7 protein-coding genes are annotated in these 24186 nt (G+C 62.0%); 6 read left to right on the forward strand and 1 reads right to left on the reverse strand.

Annotated features, from left to right (window positions below; genetic code table 11):
* Positions 1–99: 99 nt before the first annotated feature.
* The gene (locus ACSPX5_RS24505) at positions 100–15732 is read right to left on the reverse strand and encodes a LapA family giant adhesin (protein ID WP_439820412.1); all 15633 of its coding nucleotides are present in this window, start codon (positions 15730–15732) and stop codon (positions 100–102) included.
* 360 nt (positions 15733–16092) lie between these two features.
* On the opposite strand from ACSPX5_RS24505, the gene ACSPX5_RS24510 reads away from it, so the two are divergent.
* From ACSPX5_RS24510 to ACSPX5_RS24535, 6 genes are all read left to right on the forward strand, one after another.
* A complete protein-coding gene (locus tag ACSPX5_RS24510; RefSeq protein WP_323162163.1) occupies positions 16093–17445 on the forward strand; it encodes a TolC family outer membrane protein in 1353 nt (450 codons plus the stop codon).
* Positions 17446–17479: 34 nt separating this feature from the next.
* Positions 17480–19636 (forward strand): type I secretion system permease/ATPase, encoded by a 2157-nt coding sequence (locus tag ACSPX5_RS24515; protein WP_169428310.1) that lies wholly within the window; start codon positions 17480–17482, stop codon positions 19634–19636.
* On the forward strand, positions 19626–20993 hold the full coding sequence (locus ACSPX5_RS24520; protein ID WP_108558974.1) for an HlyD family type I secretion periplasmic adaptor subunit: 1368 nt from the start codon (positions 19626–19628) through the stop codon (positions 20991–20993). The genes ACSPX5_RS24515 and ACSPX5_RS24520 overlap by 11 nt, the downstream gene beginning before the upstream one ends.
* A 371-nt stretch (positions 20994–21364) precedes the next feature.
* The gene (locus tag ACSPX5_RS24525) at positions 21365–22261 is read left to right on the forward strand and encodes a TauD/TfdA dioxygenase family protein (RefSeq protein ID WP_439820413.1); all 897 of its coding nucleotides are present in this window, start codon (positions 21365–21367) and stop codon (positions 22259–22261) included.
* Positions 22262–22279: 18 nt separating this feature from the next.
* Positions 22280–23305, forward strand: a complete 1026-nt coding sequence (locus ACSPX5_RS24530) for an ABC transporter substrate-binding protein (RefSeq protein ID WP_439820414.1) — start codon at positions 22280–22282, stop codon at positions 23303–23305.
* Positions 23306–23310: 5 nt separating this feature from the next.
* Positions 23311–24171, forward strand: a complete 861-nt coding sequence (locus tag ACSPX5_RS24535) for an ABC transporter ATP-binding protein (protein WP_439820415.1) — start codon at positions 23311–23313, stop codon at positions 24169–24171.
* Positions 24172–24186 lie beyond the last annotated feature (15 nt).

Genomic DNA, 24186 nt, shown 5'->3' on the forward strand with positions numbered 1-24186 from the left:
AACTGCAGGGGAGTATGCGGTGCGGGGACGAAATCGTCACCGGAAAGAAAGACGCGAACGTGACGGCCGCCCCATTGGGGCGGCCGTTTTGTTCACGCGTCAGCTGTTGTTGTGGTCGACCTTGATGGTCGGATCGCTGCCGGCAATCAGGTTGTGAATGTTGGCAGTGGACCAGTTGTTGCCTTCCAGCTTGATCGTCACGTCCGGTGTCGCGGCAGCCGCGTCGGCGGAGTTGAACTTGCCCGCCGAACTGACTTGCAGCGACGACACGCCGTCGACCGTGGTGATCTTCAGGAAGTTGTCGATGGTGCTGCCGGACTCGCCCTGCAGCAGGTCGCGCAGGTCGATGCGGTCACCTTCGCTGGCGTTGAAGTCCTTGATCACATCGTTGCCGGTATCGCCTGCTTTCCAGACGAAGGTGTCGGCACCGGAACCGCCGATCAGGATGTCGTTGCCCGGGCCGCCGATCAGCGTGTCGTTGCCGGTGCCGCCGAGCAGGATGTCATTGCCCTTGCCACCATCGAGCACGTCATTGCCGCCACCGCCGAACAGGATGTCATTGCCTGCGCCGCCCAGCAGCGTGTCGTTGCCGTCGTGGGTACCGGACACATCGAACGCTTGATAGTGCTCGGTGATGTACTGGTGCACGTTGCTGGTGGTGACTTTGCTGACATCGACGCCGGTCTGCTGCGCGACGAACGCCTGCATCGCCTGGTAACCCTCGCCGGCAATGCCGTTGAAGCTCACCAGATCGCCGAACAGGATGTCATTGCCGTCGCCGCCGTTGACCGTGTCGTTGCCCGGCATCGTCGCTTCGGTGTGGCCGATGATCGAGTTGGCCAGGTCCTTCGGATCAATGTTGGTCTGCGGGTTGTGATCGGTGTCGTACGGTTTCAGGTCGTTGAGGCTGACACCGCTGTTGATCCCGATGGCTTCCACATTGGACAGGTTGCCCAGCAGCGCAAAGGCGCTGTTGGCATTGTCGGTAGTGGCCGAGCTGGTGCTGCTGCCGGAACCCGCCAGGTTCGACAGCTCGTAGGTGCCGTCGCCTTGGGCGTGGATGGTGCCGACGTTGTTCCAGTTCCAGTTGCCGTTCTTGTAAGTCTGCAGGACCACGGCCCCCGCCGTGCTGATAGTCAGGTAGTGCGTGCTGTCGATGTAGGTGCTGAAGCTGTCGCCCAGTTTGTAGTTGCTGGTCTTCACCACGTCGTCGAGCTTCACGTTGCCGTACAGCGTCGGGTTGGTCTGTTCGCCGCTCTGGTAGTAGGTCGGCTGGCCGTCGGTGATGAAGTACGTGAGGTTCTTCGCCCCGGTATTGGCCACTGCATCAGCGCTCTGGAAGAAGTTGGCCGTGGCCTTGAACACGTCTTCGTAGTTGGTGCCCCCGCCGGAGCTCATCGAGTCCAGCACCGCTTTGAGCTTGGTCAGCGCGTTCGGGTCGTTGAGGTTCACCGACACCGACTTGTTGACCTGGGTATCGAAGTCCACCAGGAAGATGTTCACCGTGCCCGAGTTGTTGCCCATGCTCTGCTTGAGGGTGTTGAACACCGACGTCAGCGAGTCCTTGGCGGCGTTGATCGACGAGGTGCTCATGCTGCCCGAGCTGTCGACCATGAACGCGATGTTGTAGTTGGTGCCCGGCACAACGGTCAGGCCGCCGATGTCGGCGACGATGATGTCGTTGCCGTCGGTGCCGGTGACGGTGTCGTCGGCCGAGGTGGCGACAATCGAGTTGTAGACCGCCGGCACCACGGAGACCGGAATGGTCGCGGTGGTGCTGGCCGAGCCGCCCAGAGCCTCGGTGGAGGTCGAGGTCACGGTCAGGTTGAACTGGCCGTTGTAGTAGGCCGGCGGGGTCACGGTCAGGCTGCCGAGGTTCCAGCCGGTGACGTTGGCATCGCCGCTGGTGGCGGTCACGGTGAAGCTGTGGCCGGCGCCGTCGCTGAGGACCGAACCGAACGGTGCGCCGCTGATCTTGATGCTCAGGGTTTCCGAGCCGTCGGTGTCGGTCAGCGCGGTGCTGATCGACGACAGTTTCACGGTGGTGCCTTCGGCGCCGGTGTTGAGCTTGTAGCCGTCGTAATAGCCTTCGCCGTTGGTGCCGTGCAGATCGGAGACGGTTACACCGGAGTTCACCAGGTCCTGTACGCCGGTGTAGATCGGCACGCCGGTACTGCTCAGGTCGATCGCCGTACCGCCGTTGACCGACAGGTTGACGTCGTAGCTGCCCAGGCCGTTCTGGTTGTGGTGGTAGATCTCCAGGGTGTAGTAGCCGCTGGTGGTCGGGGTGAACGAACCGTTGAGGTTGCCGCCCGCGCCCCACGTCGTGGAGGCCACGTTCTTGCCTCCGATGTTCACCAGCAGGCTGTCATCGCCGGTGCCGGTAAAGGTGTAGGTCTTGCCGGCTTCGAGGTAGATCAGGCCGGAGGTCTTCGACGCGGTGCCCGCCGCGACGTTGCCGTCGGACTGCACGTTGGTCACGTTGCCTTTGGAGTTCGCGGTACCGGCGCCGTCGATCACGTTTTTCAGGGTGGTCGAGTTCGCGCCGCTGCCGTCGGTGCCCAGGCCCGACAGGCCGGTCCAGACTTCCTTGATCAAGCCGGTGGACTTCACGCTGTTGTCGGCCACCGACAGGGTCGGCGCATCCGCCACCGGCGTGATGTCGATTTTGATCGTGCCGGTGTTACCCAGCAGTTGACCGTCGGTTGGCTGGAACTTGATCTGTGCGTAGTCAGCCTGGTTGTTGCCCAGACCGGTGCCGCCGTAACCGTTCACACCCGATTCGTTGGCATCCGGCATGAAGCGCAGCTTGCCGGCGTCGATATCGGCCTTGCTGAAGGTCTGGTTGGTGGCGACGTCTTTCCAGGTCGAACCGTCCAGGTACTGCAGTTTGCCTTCGCCCGGCAGTTGGGTGATTTTCACGCCCAGGCTTGAGGCCGGGCTGTCGACGTCGGTCACGCCGAAGGTCGACCAGCCGAGGATCAACGGCGTGTCTTCGGTGCCGGTGACGTTGGCCGGCGCGGCAACCGGCGCGTCGTTGACGGCGACCACGTTGACCGTGGTGGTGGCCACGTTGGAGTAGTTGCCGCCATCGGTCACCGTCACGGTAATGATGCGCGGCACGGTGCTCGGGTCTTCACTGCTGTTGGTGAAGGTGATGTTCTTGATCGCCTGCATGTAGTCGGCGAGCGTTGCGTTGCCCGAGAGTGTCAGCGTGATGGTGCCATTGGTGCTGTTGGCGTTGATGGTGATGCCGTTGACGCTGTTGCCCAGGTTCAGCGCATCGCCGTCCTGACGGTTGGTCAGCACGATGGTGGCGCCGGTCAGCATGGTGCTGTCCGGGTCGGTGATGCTGATGTCGGTGTCGGCAATCGACACACCTGCGCCCGGGGTGTTCTCGGTGAAGGTCACCTTGTAGTCGGCGCCGGTGGCGCCGCTGGAGTTGTTGGCGTCGAGGTCGATGACCGGTGGTGCATCGTTGTCGATGATCGAGGTGCTGACGCTGCCGTTGGTGCTGCTGACCGCCAGGTTCTCGAAGTTGCCGCCGGTGGCCGAATCGATCTTGACCACGAAGTTCTCGGTGCCTTCGGTGATCTTGTCGTCGATGGTCGCGACGTTGAACTGCGCACTGCTGGCGCCCGCCGGGATCTTCACGGTGTACACGCCGGTGAAGTCCGAACCGTCGGCGGCGGTGCCGCTGTAGACGATTTTCAGGGTCACGTCGGTTTGCGCCGGGTGGGTCAGGCTGACGGTGTAGCTGGCGGTCTGGCCTTCGGTCACCGAGGTGCTGCCGGTGATGCTGACGGTGGTGGTGTCGATGGTGTCAGTGACGCTGGTCACCGCTGGCGTGTTGCTGGTCACCAGGTTTTCGAAGTTGCCGCCGGTGGCGTTGGTGATGGTTGCCTGCACGGTGCCGGCGTCTTTGTAGACGTCGTCAGCCGGTGCCGGAACGGTCACGGTGCCGGTGGTTTTACCCGCATCGATGGTGATCACCGAACCGTTGCTCAGCGTCACGGTCACCGGAGTGCCGGCCGCGTTGGTCAGGGTTGCGGTGTAGGTGATCGAGCCACCCTCGGCCACGGTGCCGGTCGCGGTCAGCGACAGGTTGGTGGTGTCAATGGTGTCGGTCACGGTGGTGCTGACCGGCGTCTTGTCGGCCACGAGGTTTTCGTAGTTGCCGCCACTCACATTGGTGATCGAGTTGGTCAGCGGTGCATGACCATTCAGGACGTCGTTAGGCGCGGTCGTGGTGACAGTGCCGGTGGTCTTGCCGATGTCGATGGTGATCGACTGACCGTTGGACAGGGTTACGGTCACTGGCGAACCCGTCACTGGAGCGTCGACAGTCGCGGTGTAGACGACGTTGCCGCCCTCGGCCGCCGTCGTGGTGGCAGTCAGCTTCACCGTGGTGGTGTCGATGGTGTCGGTAACGCTGGTCACCGCTGGCGTGTTGCTGGTCACCAGGTTTTCGAAGTTGCCACCGGTGGCGTTGGTGATCGTTGCCTGTACGGTGCCAGCGTCCTTGTAGACGTCATCGGCCGGTGCCGGAACCGTCACGGTGCCGGTGGTTTTGCCGGCGTCGATGGTGATCACGGCGCCATTGCTCAACGTTACGGTCACCGGAGTGCCGGCAGCGTTGGTCAGTGTGGCGGTGTAGATGATCGAACCACCTTCGGCAACCGAATTGGTAGCACTCAGGGACAGGTTGGTGGTGTCGACAGTGTCGGTCACGGTGGTGCTGACCGGTGTCTTGTCGGCCACCAGATTTTCGTAGTTGCCACCGGAAACGTTGGTGATAGCGTTGGTCAGTGGCGCATGACCATTCAGCACATCGTTAGGCGCCGTGGTGGTCACGGTGCCGGTGGTTTTACCGACTTCAATAGTGATGTTCTGACCATTGGCCAGGGTTACCACAACCGGCGAGCCGGTCACTGGGGCACCCACGGTCGCGGTGTAGGTGACGGTGCCACCTTCAGCCGCGGTTTCGGTCGCGGTCAGTTTGACCGTGGTGGTGTCGATGGTGTCGGTAACGCTGGTCACCGCTGGCGTGTTGCTGGTCACCAGATTTTCGAAGTTGCCACCGGTGGCGTTGGTGATCGTTGCCTGAACGGTGCCGGCGTCCTTGTAGACGTCATCGGCCGGTGCCGGAACTGTCACGGTGCCGGTGGTTTTACCGGCGTCGATAGTGATCACGGCGCCATTGCTCAAGGTCACGGTCACCGGAGTGCCCGCCGCGTTGGTCAGTGTGGCGGTGTAGAGGATCGAACCGCCCTCGGCGACCGAATTGGTGGCACTCAGGGACAGGTTGGTGGTGTCGATGGTGTCGGTCACGGTGGTGCTGACCGGGGTTTTGTCGGCGACCAGATTTTCGTAGTTGCCACCGGAAACGTTGGTGATGGCGTTGGTCAGTGGCGCATGACCGGTCAGCACATCGTTAGGCACCGTGGTGGTCACGGTGCCGGTGGTTTTACCGACTTCAATAGTGATGTTCTGACCATTGGCCAGGGTTACCACAACCGGCGAGCCGGTCACTGGGGCACCCACGGTCGCGGTGTAGGTGACGGTGCCACCTTCAGCCGCGGTTTCGGTCGCGGTCAGTTTGACCGTGGTGGTGTCGATGGTATCAGTGACGCTGGTCACCGCTGGCGTGGTGCTGGTCACCAGGTTTTCGAAGTTGCCACCGGTGGCGTTGGTGATCGTTGCCTGAACGGTGCCGGCGTCCTTGTAGACGTCATCGGCCGGTGCAGGAACTGTCACGGTGCCGGTGGTTTTACCGGCCTCGATGGTGATCACGGCGCCATTGCTCAAGGTCACGGTCACCGGAGTGCCCGCCGCGTTGGTCAGGGTCGCGGTATAGGTGATCTGGCTACCCTCGGCCACGGTGCCGGTCGCGGTGAGCGACAGGTTGGTGGTGTCGATGGTGTCGGTCACGATGGTGCTGACCGGGGTTTTGTCGGCGACCAGATTTTCGTAGTTGCCACCGGAAACATTGGTGATGGCGTTGGTCAGCGGTGCATGACCATTCAGCACATCGTTAGGCGCCATGGTGGTCACGGTGCCGGTGGTTTTGCCCACTTCAATGGTGATCGACTGACCGTTGGATAGGCTCACGGTCACAGGCGAACCGGTCACAGGTGCGCCGACAGTGGCGGTGTAGGTGACGGTGCCACCTTCAGCAGCGGTTTCGGTCGCGGTCAGTTTGACCGTGGTGGTGTCGATGGTATCAGTGACGCTGGTCACCGCTGGCGTGGTGCTGGTCACCAGGTTTTCGAAGTTGCCACCGGTGGCGTTGGTGATCGTTGCCTGAACGGTGCCGGCATCCTTGTAGACGTCATCGGCCGGGGCTGGAACGGTCACGGTGCCGGTGGTTTTACCCGCCTCGATGGTGATCACGGCGCCATTGCTCAACGTTACGGTCACCGGAGTGCCGGCAGCGTTGGTCAGTGTGGCGGTGTAGAGGATCGAACCGCCCTCGGCGACCGAATTGGTGGCGCTGAGTGTCAGGTTGGTGGTGTCGACGGTGTCGGTGACCGTGGTCGAAACCGGGGTTTTGTCAGCTACGAGGTTTTCGTAGTTGCCGCCCGTTACGTCGGTGATCGCATTGGTCAGCGGTGCATGACCGTTCAACGCATCGTTCGGTGCGGTGGTGGTCACGGTGCCGGTGGTCTTGCCGACTTCGATGGTGATTTGCTGACCGTTGGACAGGTTCACGGTGACCGGAGAACCCGTCACTGGTGCGCCAACAGTCGCGGTGTAAGTGACAGTGCCACCTTCAGCCGCCGACTCGGTCGCGGTGAGTTTCACCGTGGTGGTGTCGATGGTGTCGGTGACCTGGGTTACGGCCGGAACGGTGCTCGGCACCAGATTTTCGAAGTTGCCGCCCGTGGCCGTCGAAATGGTTGCTTCGACCTTGCCGGCATCCTTGTAGACGTCATCGGCTGGCGCCGGGACAGTCACGGTGCCAGTGGTCTTGCCCGCTTCGATGGTGATCACGGCACCGTTCGACAAGGTCACGGTCACTGGCGAGCCAGCCGCATTGGTCAGGGTCGCGGTGTAAATGATCGAACCACCTTCGGCCACGGTGCCAGTGGCGCTCAAGGTCAGGTTGGTGGTGTCGACGGTGTCGGTGACGGTGGTCGAGACCGGAGTCTTGTCGGCTACGAGGTTTTCGTAGTTGCCACCGCTCACGTCGGTAATCGCGTTGGTCAGCGGCGCATGGCCGTTCAGCGCGTCGTTCGGCGCAGTGGTGGTGACGGTGCCGGTGGTCTTGCCCACTTCGATGGTGATCGACTGACCGTTGGACAGGGTCACGGTGACCGGAGAACCCGTCACTGGTGCGCCAACGGTGGCGGTGTAAGTAACGGTGCCGCCTTCTGCCGCTGTTTCGGAAGCGGTGAGCTTCACGGTCGTCGTGTCGATGGTGTCGGTGACGCTTGTCACCGCTGGCGTGTTGCTGGTCACCAGGTTTTCGAAGTTGCCGCCGGTGGCGTTGGTGATCGTTGCCTGTACGGTGCCGGCATCCTTGTAGACGTCATCGGCCGGTGCCGGAACCGTCACGGTGCCGGTGGTTTTGCCGGCGTCGATGGTGATGACCGCGCCGTTGGACAAGGTCACGGTCACTGGCGAGCCAGCGGCGTTGGTCAGGGTCGCGGTATAGGTGATCTGGCCACCTTCGGCCACGGTGCCGGTCGCGGTCAGCGACAGGTTGGTGGTGTCGATGGTGTCGGTCACGGTGGTGCTGACCGGGGTTTTGTCGGCGACCAGATTTTCGTAGTTGCCACCGGAAACGTTGGTGATGGCGTTGGTCAGCGGCGCATGGCCATTCAACGCATCGTTGGGCGCGGTGGTGGTCACGGTACCGGTGGTCTTGCCGACTTCGATGGTGATTTGCTGACCGTTGGCCAGGCTCACGGTGACCGGAGAACCGGTTACGGGTGCGCCAACAGTGGCGGTGTAAGTAACGGTGCCGCCTTCTGCCGCCGTTTCGGAAGCGGTGAGCTTCACGGTCGTCGTGTCGATGGTGTCGGTGACCTGGGTTACGGCCGGAACGGTGCTTGGCACCAGGTTCTCGAAGTTACCGCCGGTGGCCGTCGAGATGGTTGCTTCGACTTTACCCGCATCTTTGTAGACGTCATCAGCCGGAGCCGGAACGCTCACGGTGCCAGTGGTTTTACCGGCTTCGATGGTGATGACAGCGCCGTTCGACAGGGTCACGGTCACCGGAGTACCCGCCGGGTTGGTCAGGGTCGCGGTGTAGACGATCGAACCGCCCTCGGCCACGGAGCCAGTGGCGCTCAGGGTCAGGTTGGTGGTATCGACGGTGTCGGTGACCGTGGTCGAAACCGGCGTCTTGTCGGCCACCAGGTTTTCGTAGTTGCCACCGCTCACGTCGGTAATAGCGTTGGTCAGTGGTGCATGGCCATTCAACGCATCGTTCGGTGCGGTGGTGGTCACGGTGCCGGTGGTCTTGCCGACTTCGATGGTGATCTGCTGACCATTGGCCAGGGTCACGGTCACAGGCGAGCCAGTCACAGGTGCACCCACAGTCGCGGTGTAAGTGACCGTGCCGCCTTCAGCCGCCGACTCGGTGGCGGTGAGTTTGACCGTGGTGGTGTCGATGGTGTCGGTGACGTTGGTCACGGCCGGAACGGTACTCGGCACCAGGTTCTCGAAACCGCCGCCGGTGACGGTCGAAATGGTCGCTTCGACTTTGCCGGCATCCTTGTAAACGTCATCGGCTGGCGCGGGGACAGTCACGGTGCCAGTGGTCTTGCCGGCTTCGATGGTGATGACCGCGCCGTTCGACAAGGTCACGGTCACTGGCGAGCCAGCCGCATTGGTCAGGGTGGCGGTGTAGACGATCGAACCCCCTTCGGCCACCGAGTCGGTGGCGGTCAGGTTCAGGTTGGTGGTGTCGACAGTGTCCGAAACCGAAGTGTTGGCCGGTTTGCTGTCGACGGCCAGGTTTTCGTAGTTGCCACCAGTGGCTTTGTCGATGGTGACGCTCAGCGAGCTGCCGCCAGCCAGCGGGCTGTTCGGCGCGACGAAGTTCACGGTGCCGGTGGTCTCGCCCACGGCGATGGTGATGGTCTGGCCGTTGGACAGGGTCACCACGACCGGCGAGCCGGTCACTGGCGCGGTCACGGTGGCGGTGTAGACCACGGTTTCGCCTTCGGCGACGTTGGCGGTAGCGCTCAGGGACACGGTGGACGCGTCGATGGTGTCGTGGACGGTGGTGACTGCCGGGCTGGTGCTGGTGACCAGGTTTTCGAAGTTGCCGCCGGTGGCGCCCTTGATGGTCGTTTCCACGGTGCCGGCGTCCTTGTAGACGTCGTCCTTCGGTGCATCGACGGTCACGGTGCCGGTGGTTTTGCCAGCCTCGATGGTGATCACCGCGCCGTTGCTCAGCGTCACGGTCACCGGGGTGCCAGCGGCGTTGGTCAGGGTCGCGGTGTAGGTGATCTGGCCACCTTCGTTGACTTCCGGCGTCGCGCTCAGCGTCAGGTTGGTGGTGTCGACGGTGTCGGTGACGGTGGTGCTGACCGGTGTCTTGTCGGCCACCAGATTTTCGTAGTTGCCGCCGCTCACGTCAGTGATCGAGTTGGTCAACGGTTCGTGACCGTTGAGTGCGTCGTTCGGCGCGGTAGTGGTTACGGTGCCGGTGGTTTTGCCGACTTCGATGGTGATCGACTGACCGTTGGCCAGGGTCACAGTCACAGGCGAACCGGTCACCGGTGCGCCGACAGTGGCGGTGTAGGTGACGGTGCCACCTTCAGCGGCCGACTCGGTCGCGGTCAGTTTGACCGTGGTGGTGTCGATGGTATCGGTGACTTCGGTAACCGCTGGAACGGTGCTTGGTACCAGGTTCTCGAAGTTGCCGCCGGACGCGTCCTTGATGGTGACTTCAACCTTGCCGGCGTCTTTGTAGACGTCATCGGCTGGCGCAGGAACGCTCACGGTGCCCGTGGTCTTGCCCGCTTCGATGGTGATCACGGCACCGTTCGACAAGGTCACGGTCACCGGCGTACCGGCCGGATTGGTCAGGGTCGCGGTGTAGAGGATCGAACCACCCTCGGCCACGGTACCGGTCGCGGTCAGCGACAGGTTGGTGGTGTCAACGGTGTCGGTGACAGTGGTCGACACTGGCGTCTTGTCGGCGACCAGATTCTCGTAGTTGCCACCGATCACGTCGGTAATCGCGTTGGTCAGTGGCGCGTGACCGTTCAGCGCGTCGTTCGGCGCAGTGGTGGTCACGGTGCCGGTGGTCTTGCCGACTTCGATGGTGATTTGCTGGCCGTTGGACAGGGTCACGGTGACTGGCGAACCGGTCACAGGTGCGCCCACCGTCGCAGTGTAAGTAACGGTGCCGCCTTCTGCCGCCGATTCGGTCGCGGTCAGTTTGACCGTGGTGGTGTCGATGGTGTCGGTGACCTGGGTCACGGCCGGCACGGTGCTCGGCACCAGGTTCTCGAAGTTGCCGCCGGTTGCCGTCGAAATGGTTGCTTCGACCTTGCCGGCATCCTTATAGACGTCATCGGCTGGCGCCGGGACAGTCACGGTGCCAGTGGTCTTGCCGGCTTCGATGGTGATGACCGCGCCGTTCGACAAGGTCACGGTCACTGGCGAGCCAGCCGCATTGGTCAGGGTCGCGGTGTAAATGATCGAACCACCTTCGGCCACGGTGCCAGTGGCGCTCAGGGTCAGGTTGGTGGTGTCGACGGTGTCGGTCACCGTGGTGCTGACCGGGGTCTTGTCAGCAACCAGATTCTCGTAGTTGCCACCGGTCACACCGGTGATCGAGTTGGTCAGCGGCTCGTGACCGTTGAGTGCATCGTTCGGCGCCGTGGTGGTGACGGTGCCGGTGGTTTTGCCGACTTCGATGGTGATCTGCTGACCATTGGCCAGGGTCACGGTGACCGGAGAACCGGTTACTGGCGCGCCGACAGTGGCGGTGTAGGTGACGGTGCCACCTTCTGCCGCCGACTCGGTCGCAGTCAGTTTGACCGTGGTGGTGTCGATGGTATCGGTGACTTCGGTAACCGCTGGAACAGTGCTTGGTACCAGGTTTTCGAAGTTGCCGCCAGACGCGTCCTTGATGGTGACTTCGACTTTGCCGGCGTCTTTATAAACGTCATCGGCTGGAGCAGGAACAGTCACGGTGCCGGTGGTCTTGCCGGCTTCAATGGTGATGACCGAGCCATTGCTCAAGGTCACGGTCACCGGCGTGCCCGCAGGGTTGGTCAGCGTGGCGGTGTAAACAATCGAACCGCCCTCGGCCACGGTGCCGGTTGCGGTCAGCGACAGGTTGGTGGTGTCGACGGTGTCGGTTACGGTGGTGCTGACCGGAGTTTTGTCAGCCACTAGATTCTCGTAGTTGCCGCCGCTCACGCCGGTGATCGAGTTGCTCAACGGTTCATGACCGTTCAACGCATCGTTCGGGGCGGTGGTGGTCACGGTACCGGTGGTTTTGCCGACTTCGATGGTGATTTGCTGACCGTTGGCCAAAGTGACAGTCACTGGCGAACCGGTCACAGGCGCACTGACCGTCGCGGTGTAGGTGACAGTGCCGCCCTCGGCCACCGAGGTGTCAGCCGTCAATTTGACGGTCGAGGTGTCGATGGTATCGGTGACTTCCGTCACGGCAGGGACGGTACTTGGAACAAGGTTCTCGAAGTTGCCACCGGACGCATCCTTGATGGTCACTTCGACCTTGCCGGCGTCCTTGTAGACGTCATCGGCAGGAGCTGGAACGGTCACGGTACCGGTGGTTTTACCGGCCTCGATGGTGATGACCGAGCCATTGCTCAAGGTCACGGTCACTGGCGTACCGGCCGGGTTGGTCAGGGTCGCGGTGTAAACGATCGAGCCGCCCTCGGCCACGGAGCCAGTGGCGCTCAGGGTCAGGTTGGTGGTGTCGACGGTGTCGGTGACCGTGGTCGAAACCGGGGTCTTGTCGGCGACCAGATTCTCGTAGTTGCCGCCGCTTACGTCGGTAATCGAGTTGCTCAGCGGTGCATGGCCGTTCAACGCATCGTTCGGTGCGGTGGTGGTCACGGTACCGGTGGTTTTGCCGACTTCGATGGTGATTTGCTGACCGTTGGCCAAAGTGACAGTCACTGGCGAACCGGTCACAGGCGCACTCACAGTCGCGGTGTAGGTGACAGTGCCGCCCTCGGCCACCGAGGTGTCAGCCGTCAATTTGACGGTCGAGGTGTCGATGGTATCGGTGACTTCCGTCACGGCAGGGACGGTGCTTGGAACAAGGTTCTCGAAGTTGCCACCGGACGCATCCTTGATGGTCACTTCGACCTTGCCGGCGTCCTTGTAGACGTCATCGGCAGGAGCTGGAACGGTCACGGTACCAGTGGTTTTACCGGCCTCGATGGTGATGACCGAGCCATTGCTCAAGGTCACGGTCACTGGCGTGCCGGCCGGGTTGGTCAGAGTGGCGGTGTAGACGATCGAACCGCCTTCGGCCACGGTGCCGGTCGCAGTCAGCGACAGGTTGGTGGTGTCGATGGTGTCGGTGACCGTGGTCGAAACCGGAGTCTTGTCCGCTACGAGGTTCTCGTAGTTGCCGCCGCTTACGTCGGTAATCGAGTTGCTCAGCGGTGCATGGCCGTTCAACGCATCGTTCGGTGCGGTGGTGGTCACGGTGCCAGTGGTCTTGCCCACTTCGATGGTGATCGACTGACCATTGGCCAGGGTCACGGTCACCGGCGAGCCGGTCACTGGCGCGCCAACGGTAGCGGTATAAGTGACAGTGCCACCTTCTGCTGCCGACTCGGTCGCGGTGAGCTTCACCGTGGTGGTGTCGATGGTGTCAGTGACTTCGGTAACCGCTGGAACGGTGCTTGGCACCAGGTTCTCGAAGTTGCCGCCGGTGGTGCCGGCAATGCTGACTTCGACTTTGCCCGCATCCTTGTAAACGTCATCGGCAGGAGCTGGAACGGTCACGGTACCGGTGGTTTTGCCAGCCTCGATGGTGATGACCGAGCCATTGCTCAAGGTCACGGTCACCGGCGTGCCGGCCGGGTTGGTCAGGGTCGCGGTGTAAACAATCGAACCGCCTTCGGCTACGGAACCAGTGGCGCTCAGGGTCAGATTGGTGGTGTCGACGGTGTCGGTCACGGTGGTGCTGACCGGCGTCTTGTCGGCCACGAGGTTCTCGTAATTGCCGCCGCTTACGTCAGTGATCGAGTTGGTCAGCGGCGCGTGGCCGTTGAGTACATCGTTCGGTGCGGTGGTGGTCACGCTGCCGGTGGTTTTACCCACTTCGATGGTGATGGTCTGACCGTTGGCCAGGGTCACGGTGACCGGGGAGCCAGTCACCGGTGCGCCAACAGTGGCGGTGTAAGTGACGGTGCCGCCTTCAGCGACCGAGGTGTCAGCGGTCAGTTTCACGGTTGAAGTGTCGACGGTATCGGTCACTTCGGTAACCGCCGGGACAGTACTCGGAACGAGGTTCTCGAAGTTGCCGCCGGATGCATCCTTGATCGTGACTTCGACCTTGCCCGCGTCCTTGTAGACGTCATCGGCAGGGGCTGGAACGGTCACGGTACCGGTGGTTTTGCCGGCTTCGATGGTGATCACCGCGCCGTTGCTCAAGGTCACGGTCACAGGGGTGCCGGCCGGATTGGTCAGGGTGGCGGTGTAAACAATCGAGCCGCCTTCGGCCACAGAACCAGTCGCGCTCAGCGACAGGTTGGTGGTGTCGACGGTATCGGTGATCGTGGTCGAAACCGGGGTTTTATCGGCGACGAGGTTTTCGTAGTTGCCGCCAGTCACACCGGTGATCGAGTTGGTCAGCGGCGGATTGCCGGTCAACGCGTCGTTCGGCGCGGTGGTGGTGACGGTGCCAGTGGTCTTGCCCACTTCGATGGTGATCGACTGACCGTTGGCCAGGGTCACGGTCACCGGCGAGCCGGTCACTGGCGCGCCCACCGTCGCGGTATAGATAACGGTGCCGCCTTCGGCTGCGGTTTCGGTCGCGGTCAGTTTGACCGTCGTGGTGTCGATGGTATCGGTGATCTGGGTCACGGCCGGAACGGTGCTTGGCACCAGGTTCTCGAAGTTGCCGCCGGTGGTGCCGGCAATGCTGACCTCGACTTTGCCCGCATCCTTGTAAACGTCATCGGCTGGCGCCGGAACGGTCACAGTGCCGGTGGTTTTGCCTGCTTCAATGGTGATGACGGAGCCGTTGCTCAACGTCACGGTCACTGGCGTGCCGGCCGGGTTGGTCAATGTAGCGGTGTAAACGATCGAGCCACCTTCGGCCACTGAGCCGGTGGCGCTCAACGACAGATTGGTGGTGTCGATGGAGTCGGTGACCGTGGTGGTCGCCGGCGTGGTGTTCGGCACCAGATTTTCGAAATTGCCGCCGGTAGCACCGGTAATGGTGGTGCTGACGGTGCCGCCGTTGTTGTAGACGTCGTTCGGCGCGGTTGGCACGTTGACGCTGCCGGTGGTCTTGCCGGCTTCGATGGTGATGGTCGAACCGTTCGACAACGTGACGGTGACCGGTGTCTGCGCCGGATTGGTCAACGTCGCGGTGTAAGTGATCTGGCCGCCTTCGACCACGGTGCCAGTGGCCGTCAGGGTCAGGCCGGTGGTGTCTTTCGAATCGACAATGGTGGTAACGGCCGGCGTCGGGTTCGGTACCAGATTCTCGAAGTTACCGCCCGTTGCACCGGTGATGGTCGTGGTGACAGTGCTGCCATTGTTGTACACGTCGTTGGGCGCAGTCGGCACGTTGACGGTGCCGGTGGTCTGGCCGGCTCCGATGGTGATGGTCGAGCCGTTGGACAGGGTGACGGTGACCGGCGTCTGCGCCGGGTTGGTCAGGGTCGCTGTGTAGGTGATCTGGCCACCTTCGGTGACGCTGTTGCCCGCCGTCAGCGTGACGGTGGTGGTGTCGATGGTGTCGGTGACCTGGGTCACGGCCGGTGTGGTCGGCACGGTGACGGTAATGCCGTTGCCGCCGGTGGTGCCGGTAACGGTCACGTTGATCTGGGTCGGGTCGTTGTAGACCGTATCGTTCGGGGCCAGCGGCACGTTGACGGTGCCCGTGGTGGAGCCTGCCGGAATCACGATCACCGAACCGTTGGACAGGGTGATGCTCAGGTCGGTCAGCGGCGCTTGGGTCAGGGTCGCCGTGTACACCAGCACGCCGCCGGCTTCGGTGATGGTCGGTGTGGCGCTGAGGCTCAGGGTCGAGTCGCGCAAGGCGTTGGGGGTGGTATCGGTGGTCTGGCCACCGGTGATGTTCTGGGCGGCCTGACCGGCCGAGTTGATGCCTGCGGTCGGGAAGCCGATGGTCGGGTCGACACGGCCAGCGGTTGCGTCGAGCATCACGAAACTGTGGCCGCCACCGGCAGCACCACCAGTGCCTGCGGCGCTCGGGCCGGCAGCGGTGGCGTCAAGAGCGGTGGTCGGGTCGACGCCGGCGGCAATGGCCTGCTGCAGCTCTTCAACGGATGGTGCGGCTTGCGCAGTGGCTTCGGCCAGGTCGGTGGTGGAGTCCGGAGTATCGGCGCTCCATTGGGTGTCACGACCCAGATCGATGGTACGGCCATCAGCCAGCTCCAGGGACACCGCGCCAGATACGCCGGTATCGACCTGATCGCCGGCGAACAAACGGTCGCCTTCAACGAGTACGCGACGGACGCCCTCTGGGGACACCACGAAAACCTGACCGACAATGCTTTTGACGATGGCAACAACACTGCTCATTGAAGACTCTCCGGGTGTCACGTTCAGTTGACTTCCATAGACCTGATGGCTTTTCTGCGCCGATTCAGTCTGGACGTACTTTTAAAAAAGGGTGGAACAAGTTTGACGCCGATCTGCGTCAATATTTTGGCTGGAATCTTTCGCTATTAACTTTATGCCAAACTATTGACCTTATGGATGCCATCCTAAACAATCGCCCCACTAATGTCACATTGATATTTACGCGGCGACTTGCCCTTGAGCATGTGATCCAGTTCCGGTTTTAAACTTTCCGACATACGGTCATTCCGGTTGCCATCATCCGACGCAGCACCCTTAATTGCTGTGATTCACGACAAGAAGTTCTGGGAAATCCTTACCATGCGTTCGCACCTGTTCAAGGCATTGCCTTTCGCTCTCGCCGCGTCTTTTGCACAAGCACAAACCCTGCCCGAAGCCATGCAACAGGCACTGGATGTCCATCCGGAAATCCAGGCGGGGGTCAATAGTCGTTTGGCTGCGGATTATCAGTTAAAGGCTGCCAAAGGTGGATACCTGCCCAAGGTCGACCTGCTCGGCGGTTATGGCCGTGAAGGCACCGACAGCGTCACCACCCGCGCCAACGGCGGCGGCAATCACTGGGAAACCCTGAACCGCAGCGAGTCAAGTTTACGTCTCTCGCAAATGGTTTTTGACGGTTTCGCGACGTCCAGCGAGGTAGGGCGTCAACAAGCCACCGTCAACTCCCGCGCCTATGCCTTGCTCGGCACTTCCGAGCGTACCGCGCTGACCGTGGCCCAGGTTTATCTGGATGTACTGACCCGCCGCGAATTCGTGCGTCTGGCCGAGGAAAACCTCAAGAGCCACCAGCGCATCTACGATCAAATCCAGTTGCGCACCCAGCGCGGCGTCGGCAGCGGTGCCGACCTGGATCAGGCCGAAGCGCGGATGGCACAGGCCCGCAACAACCTGATCACCGAGCAGACCAACCTCGCCGACTCGGAAACCAACTTCCTCAGCGCCGTCGGCCAGATGCCCGATCAACTGGAGCGCCCGGCGCCGTTCATGGCGATGATGCCGGCCAACCTGAATGAAGCCCGCACGCAGATGCTGGAAAACAGCCCGATCCTGCGTTCGGCCGAGTCCGACATCGCCGCGGCCGAAAAGCAGTACGAAACCGCCAAGTCGACCTTCTACCCGCGTTTCGACGCCGAGCTGGGCCGCACCGCCGACAACGACCTCGATGGCCAGAACGGTCACAACAATGAATGGCAGGCGATGCTGCGCATGCGCTTCAACCTGTACTCCGGCGGCAGCAACAAGGCTGACCTGGAATCCAAGTCCTATCTGTCGAACCAGGCGCTGGACATCCGCAACAACGCCCTGCGTCAGTTGAACGAGGAACTGGGCCTGGCCTGGAACGCCCTGAATAACGCCAATGCCCAAGTGCCGATCGCCCAGCAGTACGTCGATCACAGCACCTCGGTGCGTACCGCGTACCAGCGTCAGTTCAGTCTGGGCGAACGTACCCTGCTTGATTTGCTCGACAGTGAAAACGAACTGTTTACCGCTTCGCGTCGTCTGGCCGAGATCAAGAACATTCAGTTATTTACTCAATACCGAATCAAGGCGACCATGGGCGAATTGCTCAAGAGCCAGGGAGTGGTCGCACCATTGGCATCCGTTGTGCAGAACGACGTGAAGCCCAAGGTTCAACTGCCCGGTATGAATTGAGTTGTCCCTTTTCAACTGTTAAAGAGTGTCGAGCGTGGAATCAGAAGTCAGTCGAGTTCATCTCAGTCATGATCCACGCGCGATGCACGACGATCCGTTACTGGATGGTCTGCTCGCTCTTTGCATGCTGCACCAGAAACCCGCCAGCGCGGCGATGCTGACCACCGGTCTGCCGCTGCCCAAGCAACGCCTGAGTGTCGAGCTGCTGCCCCGTGCGGCGGCGCGCGCCGGGCTGCAGGGGCGGGTGCTGCAACGCAAGCTGGAAGAAATTCCGGCCATCGCGATGCCGGCGTTGTTGTTGCTCAAGGATGGCCGCAGTGCCGTTCTGCTCGGCTGGCAGGGGGAGAACGATGCCCGGGTGTTGCTCAGCGAAACCGATGGCGGCGAGTCCCTTGTCAACCGTGAGCTGCTGGCCGACGACTACCTCGGCAAAGTGTTCTTCGCCCAACCCCAGCACAAATTCGACGTCAACCACGGCACGCTGATCCCGCGTGCACGCTCGTGGTTCCGCGACACCCTCAAGCGTTCGCGCTGGCTGTACGCCGACGCCATCGCCGCCAGTTTCCTGATCAACATCATCGCCATGGCCGCGCCGCTGTTCGTGATGAACGTCTACGACCGCGTGGTGCCGAACCAGGCCGAAGCGACCCTGTGGGTGCTCGCGCTGGGCATCACCGGCGCCTATCTGTTCGACCTGATCCTCAAGAGCCTGCGCAGCCTGTGCCTGGATCTGGCCGGCAAGAAAACCGACCTGATCATTTCCGCCACGCTGTTCGAACGCATCGTCGGCATGGCCATGAAATACCGGCCGGCGCGGGTCGGCAGCTTTGCCCAGAACATCCATGAGTTCCAGAGCCTGCGCGACTTCCTCGCCTCGCTGACCCTGACCAGCCTGATCGACCTGCCGTTCACTATCCTGATTTTCATCGTCATCGCCATTCTCGGCGGGCATCTGGTGTGGATCCCGGTGCTGGCCTTCCCGATTGCACTGTTGATCGGCTACGCCTTGCAGAAGCCGCTGGTGGCCACCATGGAGCGCACCATGGCGCTGGGTGCCGAGCGTCAGTCGAGCCTGATCGAAACCCTCGCCGGCCTCGACGCGGTGAAGGTCAACAACGCCGAAAGCGAGCGCCAGTACCAGTGGGAACAGACCATCGGCACCCTCAGCCGCCTCGAGCTGCGGGTGAAAATGCTTTCCGGTCTGGCGATGAACATCACCCTGCTGATCCAGCAACTGGCCGGGGTGATCATGATCGTCTTCGGCGTGTACCAGATCATCGCCGGCAACCTGAGCATGGGCGGCCTGATCGCCTGCTACATGCTCAGTGGCCGTGCCCTCAGCCCGCTGGCGTCGCTGTCCGGTCTGCTGACCCGTTACCAGCAGGCGCGGGTGACCATGACCTCGGTCGACCAGATGATGGAGCTGCCGCAAGAGCGCAATTTCGAAGAACGCCCGCTGAGCCGCAAGGTGCTGCAAGGTGCGATCGAATGCCGTCAGCTCAACTTCACCTACCCGGATCAACAGAACCCGGCGCTGAAGAACATCAACCTGGTGATCCGTCCCGGCGAGAAAATCGGCATCATCGGCCGCAGCGGCTCGGGCAAGAGTTCGCTGGCGAAATTGCTGGTCGGCCTGTATCAGCCGGACGACGGCGCGTTGCTGGTGGACGGCGTCGACATTCGCCAGATCGACGTCAGCGAGCTGCGCTACAACATCGGCTACGTGCCGCAGGACATCCAGCTGCTGGCCGGCACCCTGCGCGACAACCTGATTTCCGGCGCCCGTTACGTCGAGGACGAGCTGGTCCTGCAGGCCGCTGAACTGGCGGGCGTCCATGAATTTGCTCGCTTGCACCCGCAAGGTTATGAACTGCAAGTCGGCGAGCGCGGGCAGAACCTGTCCGGCGGCCAGCGCCAGAACGTCGCCCTGGCCCGGGCGCTGTTGCTCAACCCGCCGATCCTGCTGCTCGACGAACCGACCAGCGCCATGGACAACACCGGCGAAGAGCGCCTCAAGCAGCGCCTCGCGGCGGTGGTGGAAAACAAGACCGTGGTGCTGGTGACGCACCGGGCATCACTGCTGTCGCTGGTCGACCGCCTGCTGGTGGTCGACCGTGGACAGATTCTCGCCGATGGCCCGAAAGCCGCCGTGATGGAAGCGTTGAAGAAGGGGCAGATCAGTGTTGCTTAAGTCGGGTTTCAAGGATTCGATCCGCCGCTACTTCAAGGGCTCGGCATCGCTGCAGGGCCAGCCGCTGCCGGAGGTCAACAAGGCCTTGATCGAGGATGCGCCGCGCGTGGTGCGGCTCACGATCTGGGCGATCATCGGTTTCTTCGTGTTCCTGATGCTGTGGGCCAACTTCGCCGTCATCGACGAAGTGACCAAGGGCGACGGCAAGGCGATTCCCTCGTCGAAGATCCAGAAAATCCAGAACCTTGAGGGCGGGATCGTCTCCGAACTGTTCGTCAAGGAAGGCCAGATCGTCGAGGCCGGCGCGCCGCTGGTGCGGCTGGATGACACGCGTTTTGCCTCCAACGTCGGTGAAACCGAAGCTGATCGACTGTCGATGTTGCTGCGGGTCGAGCGCCTGAGTGCCGAGGTCGAGGACCGTCCGCTGAATTTCCCCGAGGACGTGCTCAAAGCCGTGCCGGGTCAGGCAAAAAGCGAAGAATCGTTGTACATCAGCCGTCGCCAGCAACTGCACGATGAGGTCGGTGGCTTGCAGGAGCAGTTGATCCAGCGCCAGCAAGAGCTGCGCGAGTTCACCTCGAAACAGGCGCAGTACCGCCAGCAACTCGGCCTGCAACGCCAGGAAATCAACATGTCCGAGCCGCTGGTGGCCCAGGGCGCGGTGTCGCCGGTGGAAGTGCTGCGACTCAAGCGTGCCGAAGTGGAAACCCGTGGTCAGCTCGACGCCACCACGCTGGCGATCCCGCGTGCCGAATCGGCGATCAAGGAAGTGCAGCGCAAGATCGACGAAACTCGCGGCAAATTCCGCAGCGAAGCCCTGACTCAGCTCAACGAAGCGCGCACCGACCTGAACAAGGCCCAGGCCACCGGCAAGGCGCTCGAAGACCGGGTCAGCCGTACGCTCGTCACCTCGCCGGTGCGGGGCATCGTCAACAAGATGCTGGTCAACACCATCGGCGGCGTGATCCAGCCAGGCAGCGACCTGCTGGAAATCGTGCCGCTGGACGACACGCTGCTGGTCGAAGCGAAGATCCGCCCGCAGGACATCGCGTTCCTGCATCCGGGTCAGGAAGCCACGGTGAAATTCACCGCGTATGACTACACCATCTACGGCGGTTTGAAGGCCAAGCTCGAGCAGATCGGCGCCGACACCATCACCGACGAAGACAAGAAAACCACCTACTACGTCATCAAGCTGCGCACCGAGCGCAGCCATCTGGGCACCGACGAGAAGCCGTTGCTGATCATCCCGGGGATGGTGGCGTCGGTGGACATCATCACCGGCAAGAAGACCGTGCTGAGCTACCTGCTCAAGCCGATCATCCGCGCGCGGGCCGAGGCGTTGCACGAGCGCTAGATCTTTATTGGCCTTTCAGGCCTCTTCGCGAGCGAGCCCGCTCCCACAGGGAATCTCGGTTAGAACACGATTGTGTGCTCACCAAAGAACTCTGTGGGAGCGGGCTTGCCCGCGAAGGCGTCAGTCAAAACAACAAATTCCGTCCAGAAGTGACACAAATGGTCACTCACCATCCAGTCCATTCCGAAGCAATCGCCATATCGTTATTCGTTAACGGTATTTAATTTCCAATTCTTATAGCTATAAAGTCAGCCTCCTGCGTACCTGCCGACCAATCGGCGCGCCGCACGACACGAACCCACACGCAATCCAGCGTGAGTTTCTGATCGACGCGTGCGCCCTTGAGCGCGCCGTGCGTGGGAGATTGATTGATGTCCGCAGCTACTGCTACCCCAAGCGCCGCGACTGCCGCGCCGCAAACCTTCGAGATCCGCCCGTTCAGCGGTGCCGTCGGCGCCGAAATCATCGGCCTCGACCTGACCCGTCCGGTCAACGATGAGGACTTCGCCTGCATTCACCGTGCGCACCTCGATCATCACGTCGTGGTGTTTCGCGACCAGCGCATCACCCCGCAACAACAGATCGACTTCAGCCGCCGTTTCGGCGTGTTGCAGATCCATGTGCTCAAGCAGTTCCTGCTGGCCAATCACCCGGAAATTCTCATCGTCTCCAACATCGTCGAAAACGGCCAGAACATCGGCCTCGGCGATGCCGGCAAGTTCTGGCACTCGGACCTTTCCTATAAAGAGCTGCCGAGCCTCGGCTCGATGCTGCATGCCCAGGAGCTGCCATCCGAAGGCGGCGACACCCTGTTCGCCGACATGCACAAAGCCTGGGACAGCCTGCCCGACGCGCTGCGCAAAGCCGTCGAAGGCCGCTCGGCTGCGCATTCCTACACGGCGCGTTACAGCGAAACCAAATTCGAAGGCAACTGGCGCCCGACCCTGACCCCGGAGCAATTGGCTCAAGTCGCCGAGGTCGTGCACCCGGTGGTCCGCACCCACCCGGAAAACGGCCGCAAGGCGTTGTTCGTCAGCGAAGGTTTCACCACCCGCATCGTCGGCCTGCCGGAAGACGAGAGCAAACAACTGCTCGACGAGCTCTACGCCCACAGTGTGCTGCCGCAGAACATCTACCGCCATCAATGGCAGCCCCACGACCTGGTGTTCTGGGATAACCGCTCGCTGATCCACCTTGCCGCCGGTTGCCCTGCGCACCTGCGCCGCAAGCTGTATCGCACCACCATCCAGGGCGACGCGCCTTTCTGATTTGCCGGAGATCCGATCATGTCCAAACGTCTTCCATTCGCACCGCTGGCGGCGGCCGTCGGCCTCGGTTTCAGCCTGATCGCCGGCAGCCTGGTGGCGCCGACCGTGGCCCACGCCGAAGGTGAAATCCGCATCGCCGAACAGTTCGGCATTGTCTATTTATTGCTCAACGTGGTGCGTGATCAGGGACTGATCGAGAAGTACGGCAAGCAGGAAGGGCTCGACATCAAGGTCGACTGGACCCAGCTGTCCGGTGGCGCAGCCGTCAACGATGCGCTGCTCTCCGGTTCCATCGACATTGCCGGCGCCGGCGTCGGGCCGCTGCTGACGATCTGGGATCGCACCCACGGCAAGCAGAACGTCAAAGCCGTAGCCTCGCTGGGCAACTTCCCGTACTACCTCGTCAGCAACAATCCCAAGGTCAAAACCATCGCCGATTTCACCGAGAAGGACCGCATCGCGGTGCCGGCGGTGGGCGTTTCGGTGCAGTCGCGTTTCCTGCAATACGCGGCGGCCAAGCAGTGGGGCGACAAGGAATTCAATCGCCTCGACAAATACACCATCGCCGTCCCGCACCCGGACGCCACTGCTGCGCTGATTGCCGGCGGCACCGAGCTGACCGGGCATTTCTCCAACCCGCCGTTCCAGGATCAGGCGCTGGAAAATCCGAACGTGCACGTGGTGCTCAACTCCTATGACGTGCTCGGCCCGAACTCGCCGACCGTGTTGTTCGCCACCGAGAAATTCCGCAATGAGAACCCGAAGACTTACAAGGCGTTCGTCGAAGCCCTGACCGAAGCCGCGCAATTTGCGCAGAACGATAAGGGCGCGGCGGCGGACACTTACATCCGCGTGACCAAGGCCAAGATCGACCGCGCCGCGTTGCTGAAAATCATCGACAACCCGCAGTTCGAATTCAGCGTCACGCCGAAAAACACCTACCCGCTCGCCGAATTCCTCTACCGCGTCGGCGCGATCAAGAACAAACCCGAATCGTGGAAGGACTACTTCTTCCAGGACGCCAAACCGCTGCAAGGGAGCTGATCGACATGAACGCCCCTTTGCAAGGCCACGCGGCCAGCAACCCGATCGCCACCGCGCAAGCGCTGCTGGCGGTCGATCAGGTCAGCCTCGAATACCGCACGCCGCAGCGCGTCGTGCGGGCCACCCACCAGGTCAGTTTCGAAGTCGATCAACAGGATCGCTTCGTGCTGCTCGGCCCGTCCGGCTGCGGTAAATCCACCTTGCTCAAAGCCGTCGCCGGGTTCATAGCGCCGTGCGAGGGCGAGATCCGTCTGCAGGGCCAGCGGGTCGACGCGCCGGGGCCGGACCGGATTGTGGTGTTTCAGGAGTTCGATCAACTGCCACCGTGGAAAACCGTCAAACAGAACGTGATGTTTCCGCTGTTGGCTTCGCGCACGCTGAAGAAAAAAGAAGCCGAGGAGCGTGCGCTGCACTATCTGGAAAAGGTCGGTCTGGCGGCGTTCGCCGATGCCTATCCGCACACCCTGTCCGGCGGCATGAAAGCGCGGGTGGCGATTGCCCGGGCGCTGGCGATGCAGCCGAAAGTCCTGCTGATGGACGAACCGTTCGCCGCGCTGGACGCCCTGACCCGGCGCAAGATGCAGGAGGAATTGCTGCTGCTCTGGGAGGAAGTGCGTTTCACTTTGTTGTTCGTGACGCACTCGATTGAAGAAGCGCTGGTGGTGGGCAATCGCATCCTGCTGTTGTCGCCGCATCCGGGTCGGGTGAGGGCGGAAGTGCACAGCCATCAATACGATCTGCACAGCCTCGGTGGCGTGGCGTTTCAGGAATCGGCGCGGCGCATTCACCGTTTGCTGTTCGATGAAGGGCAGTCGCCGGAAACCGAGCGCGAACTGGATTTCACTGATATCCGCATCGCTTATTGAGCCGCCTGGAGGATT

Source organism: Pseudomonas sp. HLG18 (assembly GCF_051903985.1).
In the GTDB taxonomy this organism is placed as follows: Bacteria; Pseudomonadota; Gammaproteobacteria; order Pseudomonadales; family Pseudomonadaceae; genus Aquipseudomonas; species Aquipseudomonas fluorescens_BT.